Origin of the sequence: Actinomadura meridiana (assembly GCF_039537545.1) — a bacterium.
Lineage (GTDB): Bacteria > Actinomycetota > Actinomycetes > Streptosporangiales > Streptosporangiaceae > Spirillospora > Spirillospora meridiana.
Genome location: NZ_BAABAS010000006.1, coordinates 542,753 through 560,711 on the forward strand (window position 1 = coordinate 542,753; position 17,959 = coordinate 560,711).

The 17,959-nt window shown below is 70.2% G+C and carries 19 protein-coding genes; 8 read left to right on the forward strand and 11 right to left on the reverse strand.

Annotated elements, in window-relative coordinates; translation table 11 throughout:
- Positions 1-613 precede the first annotated feature (613 nt).
- Together ABD808_RS15670 and ABD808_RS15675 are read right to left on the reverse strand one after the other, a co-directional pair.
- Entirely contained in the window at positions 614-736 is a 123-nt protein-coding gene (locus ABD808_RS15670) for a hypothetical protein (RefSeq protein ID WP_344896694.1), read from the reverse strand.
- A 207-nt stretch (positions 737-943) separates the two neighbouring features.
- Complete coding sequence (locus ABD808_RS15675) at positions 944-2,077, reverse strand: cytochrome P450 family protein (protein WP_344896697.1); 1,134 nt, start codon at positions 2,075-2,077, stop codon at positions 944-946.
- Positions 2,078-2,561: 484 nt separating this feature from the next.
- Between ABD808_RS15675 and ABD808_RS15680 the strand changes: the two genes are divergently transcribed.
- Complete coding sequence (locus ABD808_RS15680; protein WP_344896700.1) at positions 2,562-3,674, forward strand: tryptophan dimethylallyltransferase family protein; 1,113 nt, start codon at positions 2,562-2,564, stop codon at positions 3,672-3,674.
- Positions 3,671-4,909: an MFS transporter gene (locus ABD808_RS15685; RefSeq protein WP_344896703.1), complete on the forward strand. Its 1,239-nt coding sequence runs from the start codon at positions 3,671-3,673 to the stop codon at positions 4,907-4,909. Before ABD808_RS15680 ends, ABD808_RS15685 begins: the two co-directional genes overlap by 4 nt.
- A gap of 131 nt (positions 4,910-5,040) precedes the next feature.
- Here the strand turns inward: ABD808_RS15685 and ABD808_RS15690 are convergent, their stop codons facing one another.
- The 7 genes from ABD808_RS15690 to ABD808_RS15720 all read right to left on the reverse strand — a co-directional run bounded on the left by ABD808_RS15690 (position 5,041) and on the right by ABD808_RS15720 (position 8,901).
- Positions 5,041-5,562 (reverse strand): hypothetical protein, encoded by a 522-nt coding sequence (locus tag ABD808_RS15690; RefSeq protein ID WP_344896706.1) that lies wholly within the window; start codon positions 5,560-5,562, stop codon positions 5,041-5,043.
- Positions 5,563-5,611: 49 nt separating this feature from the next.
- Positions 5,612-5,884 (reverse strand): hypothetical protein, encoded by a 273-nt coding sequence (locus tag ABD808_RS15695; RefSeq protein ID WP_344896709.1) that lies wholly within the window; start codon positions 5,882-5,884, stop codon positions 5,612-5,614.
- A 55-nt stretch (positions 5,885-5,939) separates the two neighbouring features.
- Entirely contained in the window at positions 5,940-6,425 is a 486-nt protein-coding gene (locus ABD808_RS15700) for an HAD family hydrolase (RefSeq protein WP_344896712.1), read from the reverse strand.
- A gap of 158 nt (positions 6,426-6,583) precedes the next feature.
- Positions 6,584-6,862 (reverse strand): hypothetical protein, encoded by a 279-nt coding sequence (locus ABD808_RS15705; RefSeq protein WP_344896715.1) that lies wholly within the window; start codon positions 6,860-6,862, stop codon positions 6,584-6,586.
- Positions 6,863-7,027: 165 nt separating this feature from the next.
- Positions 7,028-7,258 (reverse strand): hypothetical protein, encoded by a 231-nt coding sequence (locus ABD808_RS15710; protein WP_344896718.1) that lies wholly within the window; start codon positions 7,256-7,258, stop codon positions 7,028-7,030.
- Positions 7,259-7,263: 5 nt separating this feature from the next.
- A complete protein-coding gene (locus ABD808_RS15715; RefSeq protein WP_344896721.1) occupies positions 7,264-7,617 on the reverse strand; it encodes a hypothetical protein in 354 nt (117 codons plus the stop codon).
- A gap of 54 nt (positions 7,618-7,671) precedes the next feature.
- Positions 7,672-8,901: a helix-turn-helix domain-containing protein gene (locus ABD808_RS15720; protein WP_344896724.1), complete on the reverse strand. Its 1,230-nt coding sequence runs from the start codon at positions 8,899-8,901 to the stop codon at positions 7,672-7,674.
- 170 nt (positions 8,902-9,071) lie between these two features.
- On the opposite strand from ABD808_RS15720, the gene ABD808_RS15725 reads away from it, so the two are divergent.
- Together ABD808_RS15725 and ABD808_RS15730 are read left to right on the forward strand one after the other, a co-directional pair.
- A complete protein-coding gene (locus ABD808_RS15725) occupies positions 9,072-9,245 on the forward strand; it encodes a helix-turn-helix domain-containing protein (RefSeq protein WP_344896727.1) in 174 nt (57 codons plus the stop codon).
- Complete coding sequence (locus ABD808_RS15730) at positions 9,226-9,768, forward strand: hypothetical protein (protein ID WP_344896729.1); 543 nt, start codon at positions 9,226-9,228, stop codon at positions 9,766-9,768. The genes ABD808_RS15725 and ABD808_RS15730 overlap by 20 nt, the downstream gene beginning before the upstream one ends.
- A 5-nt stretch (positions 9,769-9,773) precedes the next feature.
- Here the strand turns inward: ABD808_RS15730 and ABD808_RS15735 are convergent, their stop codons facing one another.
- Entirely contained in the window at positions 9,774-10,922 is a 1,149-nt protein-coding gene (locus ABD808_RS15735) for a methyltransferase domain-containing protein (RefSeq protein ID WP_344896732.1), read from the reverse strand.
- 388 nt (positions 10,923-11,310) lie between these two features.
- Between ABD808_RS15735 and efeO the strand changes: the two genes are divergently transcribed.
- The 4 genes from efeO to ABD808_RS15755 all read left to right on the forward strand — a co-directional run bounded on the left by efeO (position 11,311) and on the right by ABD808_RS15755 (position 15,160).
- A complete protein-coding gene (efeO, locus tag ABD808_RS15740) occupies positions 11,311-12,450 on the forward strand; it encodes an iron uptake system protein EfeO (RefSeq protein WP_344896735.1) in 1,140 nt (379 codons plus the stop codon).
- 30 nt (positions 12,451-12,480) lie between these two features.
- Positions 12,481-13,746: an iron uptake transporter deferrochelatase/peroxidase subunit gene (gene efeB / locus ABD808_RS15745; protein ID WP_344896738.1), complete on the forward strand. Its 1,266-nt coding sequence runs from the start codon at positions 12,481-12,483 to the stop codon at positions 13,744-13,746.
- Positions 13,746-14,588 (forward strand): iron uptake transporter permease EfeU, encoded by an 843-nt coding sequence (gene efeU / locus ABD808_RS15750; RefSeq protein ID WP_344896741.1) that lies wholly within the window; start codon positions 13,746-13,748, stop codon positions 14,586-14,588. Before efeB ends, efeU begins: the two co-directional genes overlap by 1 nt.
- Positions 14,589-14,806: 218 nt before the next feature.
- Positions 14,807-15,160, forward strand: a complete 354-nt coding sequence (locus ABD808_RS15755; RefSeq protein WP_344896744.1) for a transposase — start codon at positions 14,807-14,809, stop codon at positions 15,158-15,160.
- Here the strand turns inward: ABD808_RS15755 and ABD808_RS15760 are convergent.
- Positions 15,147-17,939 carry an AAA family ATPase gene (locus tag ABD808_RS15760; RefSeq protein ID WP_344896747.1) on the reverse strand — a complete coding sequence of 931 codons (2,793 nt, stop codon included), beginning with the start codon at positions 17,937-17,939 and terminating at the stop codon, positions 15,147-15,149. The two genes, ABD808_RS15755 and ABD808_RS15760, sit on opposite strands and share 14 nt — an antisense overlap.
- Positions 17,940-17,959 lie beyond the last annotated feature (20 nt).

The following is a 17,959-nucleotide window of genomic DNA, read 5'->3' on the forward strand; positions in this document are numbered from 1 at the left end:
GACCGGCTCGACGCGAGGGATTCTCGTTGACGTTCATCCGCCGCATGTCGATCGTCGTCGTTCTCGCAGTTGTCTCGACGTTCGTCGCACTGCTTCCCGCCTACGCCTGGACGCCCACAGTCGCGTCGTCCGGGGTCCCGTTGCCCAATGGCGTGTACCCCGGCGGATCGACATATCCGAGCGCTGGTTTCTACCAGTACGCGCCGTCGATCGTGCAGACGTCCAGCACACAGCGGATCATTTATTACTGCGCGAACACGGTCGAGTACCGGCGCAGCAGCGGGAACGCGCTCGCCGCCACTCACGACCATGTGCTGTTCAATGTGGGCACCCGGCAGTCGGACGGGTCGTACACCTGGGGAAAGAACCGGACGGCGCTCCAGCCGCGCCTCGAACCGGGCGACCCGGAATACCATCCGGCGACTCCGAGCTGGGCGGCGTACCACATCTGTGACCCGGACGTCGTGCGGGGACGATTCACCTACACCACGTCCAAGACCGGCACGAAGACCTACACCTGGGCGATGTTCTTCACCGGCGCGGACGACGACGACCGCGGTGCCGACGGCCGGTTGAGCCTAAGTATGACCCCAGCCGGAGTTCGTTCGTCATCTCACGCGACACCGGCGAACTCGCCGACAACGAAGTTGAGGAGAACATCGAGGTCGCCCGGATCGCGGGATCGAGCGTCTGGGAAGGCGGCGGCACCTGGACCGTCGTCGGTCAGATCACCCACGCGCAAAGCGGATACACCTGGAACCACAATTCGGGGCTGGTCCGCGGCCCCTATGGCGGGCTGGCCTACCAGCGTCCGGGTGACTATTCCGGTGTCGATGTCTATTTCGCCACCGAGCCCGGCTCAGAAGCCACTCCACCGCCCTGGGACGGTTACTTCAAATACCGCATCCAACACTGCGTTTCTCCGCTGTGACGGGTTGAGCCGTCATAAACGCACGGGCAGTTCGGCCAGTTTCCGCATTCCCGAGGCGGCGTGCCACCGCAGATCCCGCTCCGGCACGGCCAACGCCAGGCCGGGATACCGCTCAAGCAGCCTGCCCAACGCCGCCTCGACCTCCAGGCGGGCCAGCGCCGCGCCGAGGCAGTAGTGCGGACCCGCGCCGAACGAGACGTGCACCTCGCCCCGGTTCTGGTACTTGCGGGCGATGTCCAGCTCCTTGGGGTCGGCGAACTCGCGCGGGTCGTGGTTGGCGCCGCTCAGCGCCGCCGCGACCGCGTCGCCGGACCGGAAGCTGGCCCAGCCGAGGTCAACGTCCCGCATCGCGTAGCGCGTGCGGGCCACCAGCACCGGCCCGCACCAGCGGAGCAGTTCCTGGACGGCCCGGGGCATCAGCCCCGGGTCGGCCCGCAGCGCGGCCAACTGGTCCGGATGGGTCAGCAGCGCCCAGACGCTGTTGGCGATGAAGGCGGCGGTGGTGTCGTGGCCCGCGATGACCAGGCTGAGCACCATCGTGACCAGCTCTCGGTCGTCCAGCCGGTCGCCGTCGTCGTCCTGGACCCGCAGCAGCTCGCTGATCACGTCGTCGCCGGGCTCGGCGCGCCGCCGCCGGACCAGGTCGTGGGTGTAGTCGACGAGCGGGCGCAGCGTCCCGGTCAGGGACTGCCGGTCGAAGGACAGGTCATGCGTCCAGCGCAGCCAGGACGGCAGGTCGGCGGCGGGCACGCCGACCAGGTCACCGATCACCTGGATCGGGAGCGGATGGGCGAAGTGGTCCAGGAGGTCGGCGACGCCGCCGGTGGCGTGGTTGGGCAGGGCGTCGAGCAGGTCGTCGGCGAGCCGCTCGATCCGGGGGCGCAGCGTCATGATCCGCTGGACCGAGAACGCGGGCGTCACCAGGCGGCGCAGCCGGGCGTGGTCCCTGCCGTCACTGTCCAGGATCGTGTCGGACAGGTAGGGGACGAGGTCGTCGTCGAGGCCCAGCTTGCGCAGCGGCTCGCCCGGTAACAGCGCCGCCGCGCCGTTCGGCACCGTCGCCGGATTGTTCGCGAAACGCGGGTCGGAAAGCATTGATCGGACGCCCTCGTACCGTCCGGCGACCCACATCGGTGTGCCTTCCACCGATGGGATGGCACAGGCCGCCGCCTGCTCGCGCAGATGATCGTACGCGTTCTGGGGATCGGTGGATATCAGCGGAGGTATCGGCCGGCCCCGGCGCGGCTCGGCGTCCCTTTTCGGCATTGTCGCAATTCCATTCACTGTCGGTCACGACCGGAGGGACAACGTGTGCGGAGAGTGATGATCACTTGCGGCATCGCGGGTGCTGACAGATACTGAACACGGCCGAGGGTGCATGCGGTCAAGTAACGGTCACGATTTCGAAACCATGGCTAATCAGAGGATGCGTGCGTTTACTGTACCGCTCCACCTCCGTTTTGGGCAATGAGACGACCCTTGACCGTCCTTTGTTCCGCACTCACGCCCGGACCGTTGTCCCGGGGGCTTGGGCGCGGTTAATGCCTCAATTGTTGAATTGCCGCGCTCAGTTGGCGCCTTTCTCGCCGATGCCCCGGTATCTGTCGTCATTCATTGTCGAGGAGAAGCCATGAGCGACCTGTCCACGGTGATGCGCACCGCCTGCGCCGCGACGCTGGAACGGACGGCGCGAACCCTGGGCCTGGACGGGGGCGGCGCGCGGCTCGTCGCGGCGTTCCACGCCATGACCGACCACTGGGGCGACGCCCGCCCGAACGAGTTCCCTTTGTCGGACGTGTCGCCGGACGGCTCTCCCGTGGAGTTCGCCGTGGACCTCGACGGGCCGACGCCCGCCCTCCAGTTCGCCATGGAGCCGTTGCTGCCGGGCGTCCCCGCGTGCGACCCCGCCGCCGCCCGGACGCTCATGACGACGCTGGCCGGACGGTTCGGCGCCGGTGCCGCGCGGTGGTCGGCCGTCGCCGACCGGCTGCTGCCCGACAAGGCGCACGGCCCGCACGTGTCCATGTACGGCGCGGAGGTGCGGCGCGGCGGCCCGGTCCGCTTCAAGGCCTGGTTCTACCTTGACGTCGAAGGGCCGGACGGTGCCCCTGACCTGCTGCGTTCTGCCCTGGACGCGATGGGGGAGGGCGACTCGTGGCCGATGGTGCGGGAGCACGTCCACCGTCCCGAGCAGGACGCGCCGTTCCTGCTCTCGCTGGACCTGTCGGACCGTGCCACCGCCCGGGTGAAGGTCTACTTCCGGCATTACGCCGCCGACGTGGACGAGGTCGCGGCGGCCCTCAAGCCCTACCCGGGGTACGAGCCGGGGGAGGTGCGGGCCTTCTGCGCGACCATGCTCGACGGCCATCAACACTTCGCGGACCAGCCGCCGGTCACCTGCCTGTCGTTGCTCGACGCGCGCACGGCGAAACGCACCGCGAAACACGTGGACGCCACGCTCTACGTCCCGTTGTGGACGTACGCTGACCACGACGGGCAGGTACGGCAGCGGGTCCACCGCGCCCTCGCGGGACGTCCGCGCGCCATGCGCCGTTACGAGGACGTGCTCGCGGAGATCTCGCATCGCGGGCTCGACGCGGGCACCGGAATCCACAACTACATCTCCTGGCGTCCGGGTCGACCCGGCCCCCGGGTGAAGCTCTACTTCTCGCCGGAAATGCACGCCGTGAACCCGCCGCCGTTCGGCGCGGGCCAAGAGGAACGCATCGGTGGGCAGGGATGACGGAACGGTCGGCGACGTCGAGCGAGGCGCTCCCCGCGGAAGTTCCGCTCCGCCGGAACCGCGACTTCATGTTGCTGTGGAGTGGGCAGATCGCCTCCGATCTCGGCACCCGGGTGACGACCATCGCGTTTCCGTTGCTGGTCATCGCGATGACACATTCCCCGGCCAAGGCGGGCATCGCCGGATTCTGCGCGACATTGCCCTACGCCCTGTTCTATCTGCCCGCCGGGGCGATGCTCGACCGGTACGACCGCAAACGCACGATGCTGATCTGCGAGGTCGGCCGATTTCTCGCCCTCGGTAGCATCGTGGCCGCCGCCTGGATGGGACGGCTCACGTTCTCGCACATCCTCGTCGTGAGCTTTGTCGGCGGGACCTTCTTCGTCTTCTTCAGCGTCGCGGAGAAGAGCGTCGTCCCGACGATCGTCCCGGCCTCCCAGCTCACCACCGCGCTCGCCCGGCAGGAGGCGAGGTCGCGGGCGGCGGTGCTGGCCGGGCCCCCGCTCGGCGGCGCGCTGTACGGGATCGCGTCGTCCGTGCCGTTCCTGTTCGACGCGCTGTCCTACGCGGTCTCGTTCGTGCTGACGTTCCTCATGAAGGGTGAACTGAGGGCCCGGCGGGAGGGGCCTACGGGAAGCCTCGTCCAGGAGGTCGGGCAGGGCGTGCGCTGGCTGTTGCGCGAACCCTTCGTCCGCGTGTCGGTGGTGCTGGTGGGCCTCATCAACATCGACTTCCAGGCGCTGATGCTCACGCTGATCGTGCTGGTCGGCGACCTGGGCGCGTCCACCACGATGACCGGGGTCGTGCTCGGCTCCTACGGGTTCGGCGGGCTGCTCGGCGCCCTCGCCGCGCCCCGGCTCGGACGGCACCTGTCGCCGCGCTCGGTCGCCGTCGGCGCCACCTGGATCTGGGCGCTGCTGCTCCTGACGCTCGCCATGGTCACCTGGGCGCCCGCCCTCTGCCCCCTGGCCGCGCTGATCGCCTTCTTCGGACCGCTGTGGAACGTGGTCCTGGTCGGCTACCAGTACCGCGTGATCCCCGACCATCTGCTGTCGCGCATCAAGAGCATCGTCCTGCTCGTCAGCTGGGGGACGATCCCGCTGGGCTCCCTGATCGCCGGTTACCTGCTCGACCAGACCACCCCCCGGACCACCGTCCTCGGCCTGGTCGCGCTCATGACCGTGATCGCCGCCACCGCCACACTGAGCCCCGCCCTCCGCCGCGTCGCGACCTAGGGGCGACGGCCATGACCCGCCGGGTCGGCGGTGGGGCGGATCACCGACCCTGGAATCCCCCCTAAGGCAACGCCCCGGCTGAGACGTTCTCCGCGGCCCGGGCCCGCGCCGTGCTCCCGGGCCGCGGAGTCTCACGGCCGCTCGTCTGCGGCGCGACTCTCTCCGCTCCGTTCAGTTGAGCCGCGGGCATTCATGGCCTCGCAGATTTCGGCGGCCAGTTCCGGCGTGTCCACCATGCCGACCAGTTGGCCGCTCTCGGAGCCGCTGCGGTGGATGTACAGGGTGCGGCCGACCTTGCGGCCCTGCCGCCAGTGCACCTCAGGCACGAGTCCTCCAGGGATGGCGCTCTCGGGTGGGCAGGCCCAGCACGTGCTGCCAGGCAGGATCTCAGCCCCGCACTCGCAGCGCCGCCGTCCGAGTTTCGCCAACTCATCGAAGAGGAGTTGGCGAAACTCGGCGCGGTGACTGCGGGCCAGCTCGCCGCGGGCACGATTCGTGTTGCCCTTGTGCTTCTTGAGGAGGGCGGCGTATTCGTTAGCCCGTTCGGGGCGTTTGGCCAAGCGGCTGGTAGCCCGGTTCCACGCATTGCCGTGGTCGCGGCTGGCCGCGCGGCAGGCTTCGTCGACCGGCTCTTTGCGGTCGCGGTGCCGCACGTAGGCGGTTCGGGTGCCGCATGGGGCAAGTGACCGGTTCAGCGCCCGTTCACCCCCGAGTGGTAGCGCCGAGGTCGGCGGCGATCGCATCAGCGGCGTCCTCTGCGGCGGCGGGCAGCAGCGACCAGGGGCCGTCGCCCTGCCGCATCCGGTACGCGGCGCCGTCCCACTCTGCCGTCTTGGGTCCGGCGTCCCGGTAGGTGACGCTCACGTGTGGCAGATCGGTGTCCTCGTCGCGGACGACGGACACGGCGATCTGCGGGGCTCGGCGGCGGAGCGCCGCGTACAACCGGTCGGCCGGACCGAAGTCGGGTATCAGCATGGGAGCCTCTTCCAGCGATGTGTGGGGGTGGACTCGACAGGCGGCCGGAGGGGTTTCACATGGCCTCCAGGATCGGGAGCAGGTCGCGCACATGCTCAATGAGCAGCGCGCCATTGGGAAGCGTCTCCCCGGGGTCAAGCCCCAGCGGGCGGACGAGAGCGGCGCGCATGCCGTGGGTGAGCGGCTCGACGACATCGTGGTGAAGGTGGTCGCCGACGAACAGCACCCGTTCGGGTGGCACCTCGGCCGCGGCGAGTACGAGTCGATAGAAGAGGGGTTCCGGCTTGCGTACGGCTAGCGGGTAGGAGAGCAACGCGACGGCGAACAGGTCGTCGATTCCGGCCTTTTGGAGAGCGGGCCAGCGGGTCTCGCCGGGGAGCGTGTTGGATGCGAGAACGAGGCGCATTCCGTGGCGGTCGTGCATGGTGCGCAGAGCGGTGGCGGCCGCCGGGTCGACCGGTTTCTGTCCGAGTTCGTGGTCGACGTGGTCGGCCGAGATCGTCGACCCGAAGTCGGTGACGAGACAATCCGGGGTATTCATAGCATTGCCCCTTTGCTGGGTCAGGCCGCATCCGGCGGGTCCGGAACGGCGATGAGTGGGACGATTCGCGTGCGGGGCTGGGAGGCTTGCGTTCCGCGTTCGACGCGGGCAAGGAGCGGCGCCGCAGTGGGCGAGGGACCCAGCAGCGCCGCTCCGGTCTAGGTGGGCTCGCGGGCCGGACGCCCCAGCAGCCGATGCACGATCTCCCGCCACGGCTCGGGCGTCCCTGGCCGCACCCACATCCCGCGCACGACCGACGCCGACGTGACCCGCCACCATCCGTCCGGCTCGGCGGTCATCTCGGCGAAGGCGTCGTCTCGGGACTCCCGTTCCCAGATCGCGATGTACGCCTCTGGTTCCCCGTCGCCGTCCGTGCGGTAGACGGCGATGCGTTCGTCACTCGCCGCCGTGTCGGCGGGCGTCCGGTCGCCGGGCATCGTGGTCCTCTCTGGGTGGTAGCACGGCGGGGCGGGTGATGACCTTGGGGGCACCCGCCCCGCCGCGCCAGTACGGCGGCCGCTGCCACGCGCTGCGGCTGGCCGTACGATTGGGTGGGCGTGGCGGATCCTGCCAGAGGCGCCGTGCCACGCCCTCGTCTTGGATCACCGGGCACATGCCCCGGCGATGTCCTCGGCCAACTGGCGGAAGTCGTCGGCCTCCAGCAACTCCTGGAGGCCGGGCACGTACGCCCAGCACTTCCCGGTCCGCTTCCCGTACCAGGCCAGGACGCCAGGCCACCGATCGGAGATCGCCGCCGCCGCATTCTTGGCGAGCTGCTCGCGGCTCATCTCCGGTTGCGCGGTGAGTTGGCCGGTGACGTGGCATGCGCCCATCGGGGTCACCGCACGCACAGCTCTGCGTGGTCTGGTCGCCGCGTCTGCTCGGCCTGGGCGCCGCGGGCGGTCCAGGTGTGGACCTTGGCACCGGTCTCCACGGCCTGCGCGATCAGGCGCCGCAACTGCCCGGGGTCGATGGCCTCGGCGACGGGGTGACCGCCCAGCCAGCCAGGGCGCCGCTTGCGGATCGCGATCCACGGGACCGGCTCGTCCTCGGTGTAGGAGATCCCCCAGCCGGGGAAGGCGGCGCGGAGTTGGTCGAAACGCGTGTCGGTGGAGGCCTGCTCACCCTCGGTGCCCTCGTGGGCGTCGACGCCGCGCAGGCCCCTGCGAAATTCAGGGTCCTTGTGTGTCACAGACCACAGACTCACCGTGCCGGCGACGCCGGAGGGGCAGGATCCTGTCCCCTCCTAAACGAGCATTCCCAGCCGATCCGCCAGGTTTCGGGCATCCTGCCGCAGATTCTCGGGCCCTTCGGCGACCTCAAGGACGATCCGCTTCGCGAACCCGTTGTAGCGGATCGTCTCCGGCGCGGCGACGTACGCGCGGGTCAGCGCGCCGAGCGCGGCGTCAAGGTTCCCGGCGAGCTGCCATGCCCGTGCCACCTCGATCAGATGACGGCCTCGGCGGGGCTGGGAGGGGATCGCCGTGTTCGCCGACCGGACGGCCTGCTTGCGGGCCTCGCCTCCCTGCCGTGCCTCCACTGCGATGGTGACGGCATGCGCGCCCATGATGACCCGACTGAAGCTGGTCATCGGCTCGTAGAACCCACTGGGCAGGCGCCTCGCGATCGCGTCGGCCTGCTCCCACCATCGCCACGCCGTCCCGCGTTGCCCGGCCCGCGCCGCCGTGTACGCCGCCTCGTGGTGCAGGGCACCCCACAGGGCGCGCAGGTCCGTGGTGGCGGTCAGCATGTGTGGGCGGAGCAGCTCGAGACCCTCGCGGTTGATGGCCTCGGCGGCGTCGAAATCACCGGCGTCACGGTGCGCTTGGGCGGCCAGCCAGACGGCACCGGCGAATGCGCGCGGGTCGTCGGACTCTTCGGCCGCCATGATGCTGCGTTCGACTACGCGCCACAGAAGATCCGGAGACGGCTGATATGCCACGTAGAACTGGGTGAGGTTGTAGACCCCGGCCAGCAGCGCGAGGGCGCGGCGGCGGTCGTCTCCCTCGTAGGCGCGGGCGGCGTGCTTGGCGTCCCGGATCAACTCGGGCAGCAGTGCGCCGAGCACGGTTCGGTGATCGGGGGCAGCGTGGCGGGCCTGCCACGCTGCGGCCAGCCGCGCTTCGAGATGGGGGAGTGGTGGTGGCGGGTCAGTCATGGACACGGCGACCGCGTTGATCGCGTCACGCACGTCGGGGAGAGCGGCGTGTCCCGGCCCACGGAACATGCCCGCGGGGAGGGGTGGCCCGCCGGTGAGTTTGGAGACGTCGCGGACTTTCAGCGCGTCGGCCAGGGCGAGCAGCGCGGGAAGCTTTGTGTTCTGGATCTCGCCGCGCTCGACGGCCTTGACCCAGCGGGCGCTTTTCCCGACCAGCCCGGCGAGGACTTCGCGGCTCATGCCGCGCTTGCGCCGGTAGTACTGGACGCGCTGCCCGACGGTCAGCTCGGGAGCGGGGTCCGGGGTATCCCCGTGCATAGGCCCTGTACCTTCCTGAGATCTCGACAATCCCAGGCTACGGTGCAGGGCCTCGGTGCGTCAGAGGCGTCTGCTATAGCAGGTCGACCTTGTCACGGCCAGTCACATAGGACAGGGTCATACTGGAGACGACCGCGAACTATCAAAAGCTGTGGAACCCGGAGGGGGCCATGGCCGAGACGATCGGCGCGCGCATCGCTGGCCTACGGAAACTACGCGGCATCAGCCAACGCGACCTCGCGACGCGCGCCCACGTCTCCTACTCCCTGCTGACCAAGGTCGAGCAAGGGCGGCGCCGGAGCGTACCGGCAGGGGCTGACGTTGATGGAGCGGACGCGCCGTGATCTCGGGGACGACCCCGCCGAGATGGAGCCGGAAAGGCTGACGGTGTACGGGTCTCTGCATCTGCGGTCGTCGGTGCTGGCGGCGCGGGCCAGTGACGCGGACCTGGCTGACGCGCATCTGGCGGAGGCGACGCGGGCGGCCGACCTGTTGCCGGACCCATCGGCGAATCACTACGGGATGGAGTTCGGGCCGGGCAACGTGGCGCTGCACGCGGTGTCGGCGGCGGTGGAGATGGAGGACGGCGCGAAGGCGATCGAGCGGGCGCTGCCGCTTTACGAGGAGTTCCCGCCCAGCTTGCCGCCGGTGCGGGCGGGGCATTTCTGGGTTGAGGTCGCGCGGGCCTGGTACTACCAGGGGGATCGGCGCCGCGCGCTCGCCGCCCTGCGCAGGGCACGCGGGGCGGCACCGCAGCAGGTCCGGATCCACCCGATGGTGCGGGATCTGGTCCAGACGATCGCGAGCGCGGAAACCCGACCGTCTGAGGACCTCCGCGCATTCGCCGCGTGGCTTGGTCTGGACTGACGGCGCTAGAAGATCACGTCGTCGGGGCGATCCAGCCAGAGCCGCTCCCCAGCGTCCGTGACCGTGAGGCCGAACCGGTCCAGGGTCGGGCGGCCGAGCGCCTGCCACCGGAAGTACGCGGCCACCGTCTCGTCCCACAGGTCCCGGCGCCCATGCTGCCGGACCTCGAACAGGTCCTCGTGCTCGGCGAGCACGACGATCGCCCAGCAGTCCGGGTCGCGACCGTCGAGCAGCCACAGCGCGTCGTCCGCGCGGCGCGCGGCGACTCCAGGCGCCAGGTGCGTGATGACCAGGTCCGCGGCGGCGGGAGCGTAGGCGACCGTCCGCGGGTTGACGCCGGTCCGGGAAATCCGAGCGCCGGGTGCGTCCCAGTCGGCGGGGTGGCCGTCGACGGGGCGCTGGGACCGCAACGGCATGTACCCGCTGGTGCCGGGAAACCGGCCTATGCCAGTTCCGTCCGGGAGGACGTCCACCTGGGCGACCGAGCCGTACCCGAACCACCGGCCATACGGGGTGACGATCCGGCCTCCAGGCCTGGTCTGCGCGAGCCACGCGGGTGGGATCGTCTGGACCGAGCAGGTAGCGTGCACTCGGTCGTAGGGGGCGTCCGCCGCGTAGCCGTCGGCGCCGTCTCCGACGATCAGCGCGGGGGTGCGGCTGTCTGCGGGCAGGGCGGCCGTCAGGTTCTTCTCGGCGGCGGAGGCGAGCTCGGCGTCCACCTCGACCGACACGACCGAGCCCGCCTTCCCGACGATCCGCGCGGTGAGCGCGGCGGTGTATCCGGTACCGGTGCCGATCTCGAGCACGCGGTGCCCGTCGTCCAGGTCGAGGAACCCCATGTTGAACAGGACGCCCGACAGGGCGGACAGGGATGAGGTGGCGACGCCTTGCCCGGTGATGGGGTCGGTGGTGCCGTCGTCGGTCTGGGTGGTGATCGGCGCGTCGGCGTACACCGCGTCCCACCACCGGTCTGGGTGGGCGTCCCGGTCGATGGGGCCGCTGGGCGTCCATGCGCGGGCGGGGACGAAGGTGTGGCGGGGCACGGCGTGCAGGGCGCGCGTCCAGTCGTCCGCCGGGCCGGGGAGGTAGCCCTTGGTGGCGAGTTCGCTGATGAGCGCGGTGAGGCGCTCATCGGCGGGGCCGGCGGGGGTCATTACTTCTCGCGCTTTCCGCCGCCGGGTGGGGGTCCGGTGTCGGGGTTTGGTGGCGTGGGTGGTTTGGGGCTCTGCGGTTTGGGGGCTTCGTGTTTGCCCACGGGACCTCCTCGGCAGCGACAGTGGAGTCACACACGGTAGACGCGCGTTGACCCAACGTCTATGTGTTCGGGGGTGAGCGTCTGGTGAGTGGTGCGAGCCGGGCCGCAACGTCCGGGGGATCCCGAGCCACGCGGCCATCAGCGCCCGGTCGTGGTCGCTCAAGGGCGGCGGTGAGGCGGATCACCGACCCTGGAATACCGGTTGAGGCGACGCTAAGCTAAGTTAGGCTCGCCTAACTTTCCTGGCGGTGGATATTGCGCCACGCCACAGACCGCTGGAGCCCAGCATGAGAGCCGTCCGCCCCCGGGGCGCAGCGACCGCCGCCGCCGTCGTGGCACTTCTCGCCCTTTCCGGTTGCGCCGAGAAAGCCGACGGCAGCGGATCGGACGCCATTCAGATCACGGCGAACGACAGCGAGTGCAAGGTGTCGCGCACCAGTTTCCCGGCGGGGCACGTCCGGCTCAAGGTGGAGAACAAGGGCTCCAAGGTCACCGAGGTCTACGTCTACGCGCCCGGCGACCGGATCGTCACCGAGCGGGAGAACATCGGCCCCGGCACCAAGGCCGACATCGTCGCCGAGGTCAAGGCCGGGGCGTACGAGATCGCCTGCAAGCCCGGCATGAAGGGCGACGGCATCCGGCAGAAGGTGACCGCCACCGGCCAGAACTCGGCGAAGCCCGGCGACCCGCGCCTGGACAAGGCCGTCGCCGAGTACCGCAAGTACGCGCAGGAGCAGGCCGACGAGACCCTGCCCAAGGCCGAGAAGTTCGCCGCCGCCGTCAAGGCGGGAGACGTCGAGGGCGCCAAGAAGGCCTACGCCGTCTCCCGCGTCGGGTGGGAGCGCACCGAGCCGGTCGCGGAGTCGTTCGGTGACATCGACCCGAAGGTGGACGTCCGCGAGGACGGCCTCGAACAGGGCCAGACCTGGACCGGCTGGCACCGGCTGGAGAAGGCGCTGTGGAAGGACGGGAAGATCGGTCCCGAGGAGAAGAAGCTGGCCGACCAGCTGATCACCGATCTGCGCGACTGGCAGAAGCGCGTCGGCACCGCCGAGATCACCGCGACGAGCATGGCCAACGGCGCCAAGGAACTGCTGGACGAGGTCGCCACCGGCAAGGTCACCGGTGAGGAGGAGCGCTACAGCCACACCGACCTCGCCGACTTCCAGGCCAATGTGGAAGGCGCCCACAAGTCCTACGAACTGCTCAAGCCCGTCGCCGCCCAGAAGGACCCGGCGCTGAGCACCGAGCTGGACAAGCAGTTCAAGGCATTGTTCGCCCTACTCGACAAGCACCGCGACAAGGGTTCCCCGGACGGATTCGCCGCCTACGACAAGGTCGGCAAGGACGACCGCAAGAAGCTGTCGGACGCGGTCAACGCCCTCGCCGAGCCCCTGTCGAAACTGGCCGCCGCCGTCGCCACCTGATGGGGGGCGCCACCTGATGAGGGAGGGTCCGTGAGCTCCGATTCCGAACGCGCCCGGGAGCCGAGGCCGTTCTCCCGCCGCGCGCTCCTCGGCTGGGGCGGCGCCGGGCTCGCGCTCGGGGTGACCGCCTCCGGCGGCGTGGCGGCCGCCGCGATCGGGATCGGCGACGACCCCGAGTCGGCGACCGGGCAGGCCGTCCCGTTCCACGGCGCGCACCAGGCCGGGATCGCCACCCCCGTCCAGGACCGGCTGCACTTCGCCGCGTTCGACGTCACGACCGACGACCGGGCGGCGCTGGTCGCCCTGCTCAAGGACTGGACGCGGGCGGCCGAGCGGATGACGGCCGGGCGGCCGGTCGGGGACGGCGCGGTCGGCGGCCCGGCCGAGGCCCCGCCGGACGACACCGGCGAGGCGCTCGGCCTCAAGCCGTCCCGGCTCACACTGACCATCGGGTTCGGCCCGTCCCTGTTCTCCGCGAAGGGCAGGGACCGGTTCGGCATCGCCGCGCGCCGCCCGCCCGCGCTGATCGACCTGCCGACGTTCCCCGGCGACGACCTCGACCCGGCCCGTGGCGGCGGCGACCTGTGCGTCCAGGCGTGCGCGGACGACCCGCAGGTGGCGGTGCACGCGATCCGCAACCTCGCCCGCATCGGCTTCGGCAAGGTGTCGGTGCGCTGGTCGCAGCTCGGGTTCGGCAAGACGTCCTCGACCACCCCGGACGCCGACACCCCCCGCAACCTGATGGGGTTCAAGGACGGCACCCGCAACATCACCGGCACCGACACCGCCGAGTTGGACGGGCACGTCTGGGTGTCGTCCGAGGACGGCCCGTCCTGGATGACCGGCGGCTCGTACCTGGTCGCGCGCAGGATCGCGATGCGCATCGAGACCTGGGACCGCACCTCCCTCCAGGAGCAGGAGGACATCTTCGGCCGCGACAAGGACGCGGGCGCGCCGGTCGGCCGCCAGGCCGAACACGACGAGCCGGACCTCGCGGCGATGAAGCCCGACGCGCACGTCCGGCTGGCGCACCCCGACAGCAACGGCGGCGCGCGGATCCTGCGGCGCGGCTACTCCTACACCGACGGCACCGACGGGTTGGGCCGCCTCGACGCGGGCCTGTTCTTCCTGGCCTACCAGCGCGACATCCGCCGAGGTTTCCTTCCCGTGCAGACCCGGCTCGCGCGCAACGACGCCCTCAACGAGTACATCCAGCACGTCGGCTCGGCCGTGTTCGCGATCCCGTCCGGGGTGCGGGACGCCGCCGACTGGTGGGGCAAGGAGCTGTTCGCCTGATGTTCGCCAACTACCTGATCGGGCTGCGGGAAGGTCTGGAGGCAGGCCTCATCGTCGGAATCCTGGTCGCCTACCTTGTCAAGACCGACCGGCGGGACGCGCTGCGCCCCATCTGGGCGGGCGTGGCCATCGCGATCGCCGTCAGCCTGGCCTTCGGCGCGATCCTCCAGTACGGCACCACCACGCTGACGTTCGAGGCGCAGGAGTTCCTCGGCGGCAGCCTGTCGATCATCGCGGTGGGCCTGGTCACCTGGATGGTGTTCTGGATGCGCCGCACCGCCCGCCACCTGAAGTCCGAACTGCACGGCAAGATGGAGAAGGCGCTGGTCATGGGCACCGGCGCCCTGGTCGTGACGGCGTTCCTGGCGGTCGGCCGGGAGGGGCTGGAGACCGCGCTGTTCATCTGGTCGGCGGTGCAGGCCACCGGCGACGGGGCGCGTCCTCTCGGCGGCGCGCTCCTCGGGCTCGCCACGGCGGCCGTGCTGGCCTGGCTGTTCTACCGTGGCGCCGTGAAGATCAACCTCGCCAAGTTCTTCACGTGGACGGGCGCGATGCTGGTGGTCGTGGCCGCCGGTGTGCTGGCCTACGGGTTCCACGACCTCCAGGAGGCGCGCTTCCTGCCGGGCCTCGGCACCAAGGCGTTCGACATCAGCGAGGCGATCCCGCCCAGTAGTTGGTACGGGACGCTCCTCAAGGGCACGGTCAACTTCCAGCCCGACCCGACAGTGCTTCAGGTCGTGGTGTGGCTGCTGTACATCATCCCGGTGCTGGCGCTGTTCCTGCGCACCGGTAAACCCCGCAAGCGGGTGACCTCGGAGGCCCCGTCGTCCCAGCCCGCGTGAGGGCGACGGCTCGTCCGCCCGCGTCGCGGTCATCGGCGCACCGATCCCGGAGGCCGAACCCCTGGAGGGGCGCGGCGCCGATCCTTGACTTTTCCGAGAGTGCACCAGAATATGGGAGTATACCGTCATTTGAAGGTGACTATCGGATCTTGACGGCTGGAGCGTCCGGGCGATCAGCGCCCTCGGCGGACACAGCAAAGGAGCGGCCACCGGTGCCCGTGCCACGCAAGTACCCGCAGGAGCTCCGGGACCGTGCGGTGAGGACGGCCCTCGAATCGGACCGCCCCATCGCACAGATCGCCCGTGAGATCGGGGTGCACAGGGAGGCGCTGCGAACCTGGGTGCGCCAGGCGAAGACCGTCGACGAGCCCGGCAAGACCACCAAGACCAGTAAGTCAGTCAAGTCCACCGAGTCCACCGACACGCTTTCGGCCGACGCCATGGAACTCAGCCGCCTACGGAGAGAGAACACCAAGCTGAAGAAGGACAACGAGATGCTGAAGGCGGCGTCGGTCTTCTACGCCGTGGAGCTCTCTCTCCTGTGGGGCGGCGGGGGCGCTAGTCGTTCCTGACGAGCACGCTGGTCCGGAACCGCGCCTCCAGTTCGGACCGTCTCTTCACCGACAGCTTCCGATAGACCCGGGTCAGATGCTGCTCGACCGTGCTGACGGTGATGAAGAGCTCGTCGGCGATCTCCCGGTTGGCGAAGCCCTGCGCGGCCAGGAGGGCGACCCTGCGCTCGGCGTTGCTCAAGGCCGCCAGCTTCTCGGAGTCGCAGGCGGTGAACGCGGACGGGAGCATCGGCGCGGACTGGGTGATCGTCGCGAGTAGCGCCGTCTTCAACGGGACGGCCCCGCACTGGTCGGCGAGCTGGAGGGCCTGGCGGGCGGCCGTGTCCGCCTGGTCGTGCAGGCCGAGGGCGGTGTGGGCGTGGCTGAGGTCGGCGAGCGTGTACGCCAGTTCGAGCGCGTCGCCGGATCGCTCGAAGTAGGACGCGGCCTTGCGCAGCAGGTTCGCCTTCTTCTCGCCCTCGTGGCTCGCGGCGTGCAGCCGCAGCGTGGCGGCGTGCGCCCGGGTCTGGTCCGGGCGCACCAGGTCGAGCTGGTCGCGGACGAGGACTCCGGCCCGGTCCGCGTCGCCGACGCACAGGTACGCCTGCGCGGCCTGGCTCCGCCAGGGCAGGATCTCCGGGTTGTCGAAGCCCCACCGGGTGAGCGCCTCCCCGCAGGCGAGGAAGTCGCTGAGGGCGGCGCCGTAGCGTCCGACGGACAGATGGAACTGGCCGCGGGCGCTCAGGTAGTACGGGCCGCACAGGGTCTGGAACATCGCGTCCGGCACATGGGTGTGCAGGTAGATGCGGGCCAGCTCGTACTTGCCCATCGCGGTCGCGGCCAGCACCAGGAAGGCCAGCGGCATGCCGACGGCGACGCCCCAGCACTCCGGGGAGACCAGGGTCAGCGCGCCCCGGGTGCACCGCTCGGCGTCGGCCAGTTCCCCGCGCAGGTAGTGCACCGTGCCGCGCACGCAGGTGAAGATCGCCTGCCACATCGGCATGCGGGTGATGGCCGGGTCCCTGAGCACCATGTCGCACCAGGACGCGACGGTGTCGAGACGTCCGCCCCAGAGCATCGTGACCAGGGCGGCGGTGGTCGGGAGCAGGGTGATGTCGCTCAGCCGGGTGCCCAGCAGGAGCTGCTCGGCCTTGGCCAGGGACTCCTCCGAACCCATCCCACGCAGCATCTCGCCCATCGCCGTGGCGGCCTGCCGTTGCGGCGCCCACACCGGGACGGTGGAGCCCGCCAGGGACGCGGACGGCCGCTCGGCGCGGTCACCGCGCACCCCCTCGAACAGCCCGGGGTAGACGTAGGGCAGCCACAGGTCGGTGTCGTCGAGGTTGGGCATCCTCCCGTTTTCGGCGCCCATGGTCGTGGCGACCTCGGCGGTCCGCCCGTGCCAGAGGAGATGGTTGAACGTCTGGACGGAGTGTTCCTGCTTGAGCAGCCCGTCCTGGAGCGCCGAGAAGAGTTCCGGCAGGTAGACGTGGACGGCCGCCGCCGGGTTCTTCGGCCACTGGGCGCTGATCAGCAGGGCCGCCAGCGCCGCCCGCTGCCCGGCGTCCGAGCACGCGTCGTAGGCGCGCCGCAGGTAGTCGATGGCGCTGTCGGTGTCCCCCTCGGTCATGGCCTGCCTGGCGGCCAGGTGCAGGACGGGGATGCTCCACTGGGGGATGTCGTCGGAGGCGAGGACGTGCGCGGCGACCGCCGACGGCGCCGCGCCGTCCTCGTGCAGGAGACGTGCCGCGCGCGCGTGGAGCCCGCGGCGGGCGTCGGGGGCCATGCCGTCGAGGATCGCCCTGCGCATGGCGCCGTGGCGGAAACGTCCGCTGTCGGTGAGCAGCCCCGCCGCGCCCATGACCTCGACCGCACGAGCCGCCGCCGCCTCGTCGGTGTCGGTCGACCGGCTCAGCAGCGAGATCGACGCCGGATCGCCGAGCACCGCCAGGGCGTCGGCGACCCGCGACAGCGTCACCCCGCCGCGATAGAGCAGGTCGAGCATCGCGCGCATGTAGGCGTGCCCCGCGCCGGGACGTCCGCGCGACGACCGCTGGTCGTCGATCACCGCGGACAGCAGCAGCGGGTTGCCGCCGGTCAGCTCCTGCGCCGCCGCCGTGAAGGCGTGCTCGACGGGCGTGCCGAGCGTGCTTTCGAGCCAGGCGGCGACCCCGGTGGGGGACAGCGCCCCGAGCGTGATCTGGCGGTAGTTCAGCAACCGCAGGAGTTCGGCCTGGAACCGCCTCGGGAGCATCGGCCCGTTGTCACGTTCTACAAGCACCAGCATCAGCGCCGATGACCTGAGCCGCCGGACGAGGTGGAGCAGGCATTGCAGGGACGGGACGTCGGCGAGCGACGCGTCGTCGACCACGATGATCACCGGTTGGCGCCCGGCGAGATCGAGAAGGGCCTCCGACAGCGTGCGCAGGAGGGAGACCGTGACCTGTCCGACCCGTCCCGGCGCGTCGTCGTGCGCGCCCGTCGGCGGCGCCGGTCCGACATAGGACTCGATGGTCCTGGCGATGTCGTCGTCGCACTTCTCGCATTCCTGGAAGAGCTGTTCGACGACGCCCAGTGGAAATGCCAACTCGGTGGACGCGGTGGCACTGAGAACCGCCGCTCCCGATTCCGCCGCGTGTTCGGCGAAAGCCTGTACCAATGCGGTCTTTCCATTTGCCAGGGCACCGTTGACGATGCCCACCGAACATCGACCCCGCCGGGCGGCGTCAAATAGTTCGACCAGCTCCATGAATTGTTCTTCGCGTTCGGCGAGTGCTGGCGCCGATCCGACAGATATCATGATCTTTTGTTCACCCCGTC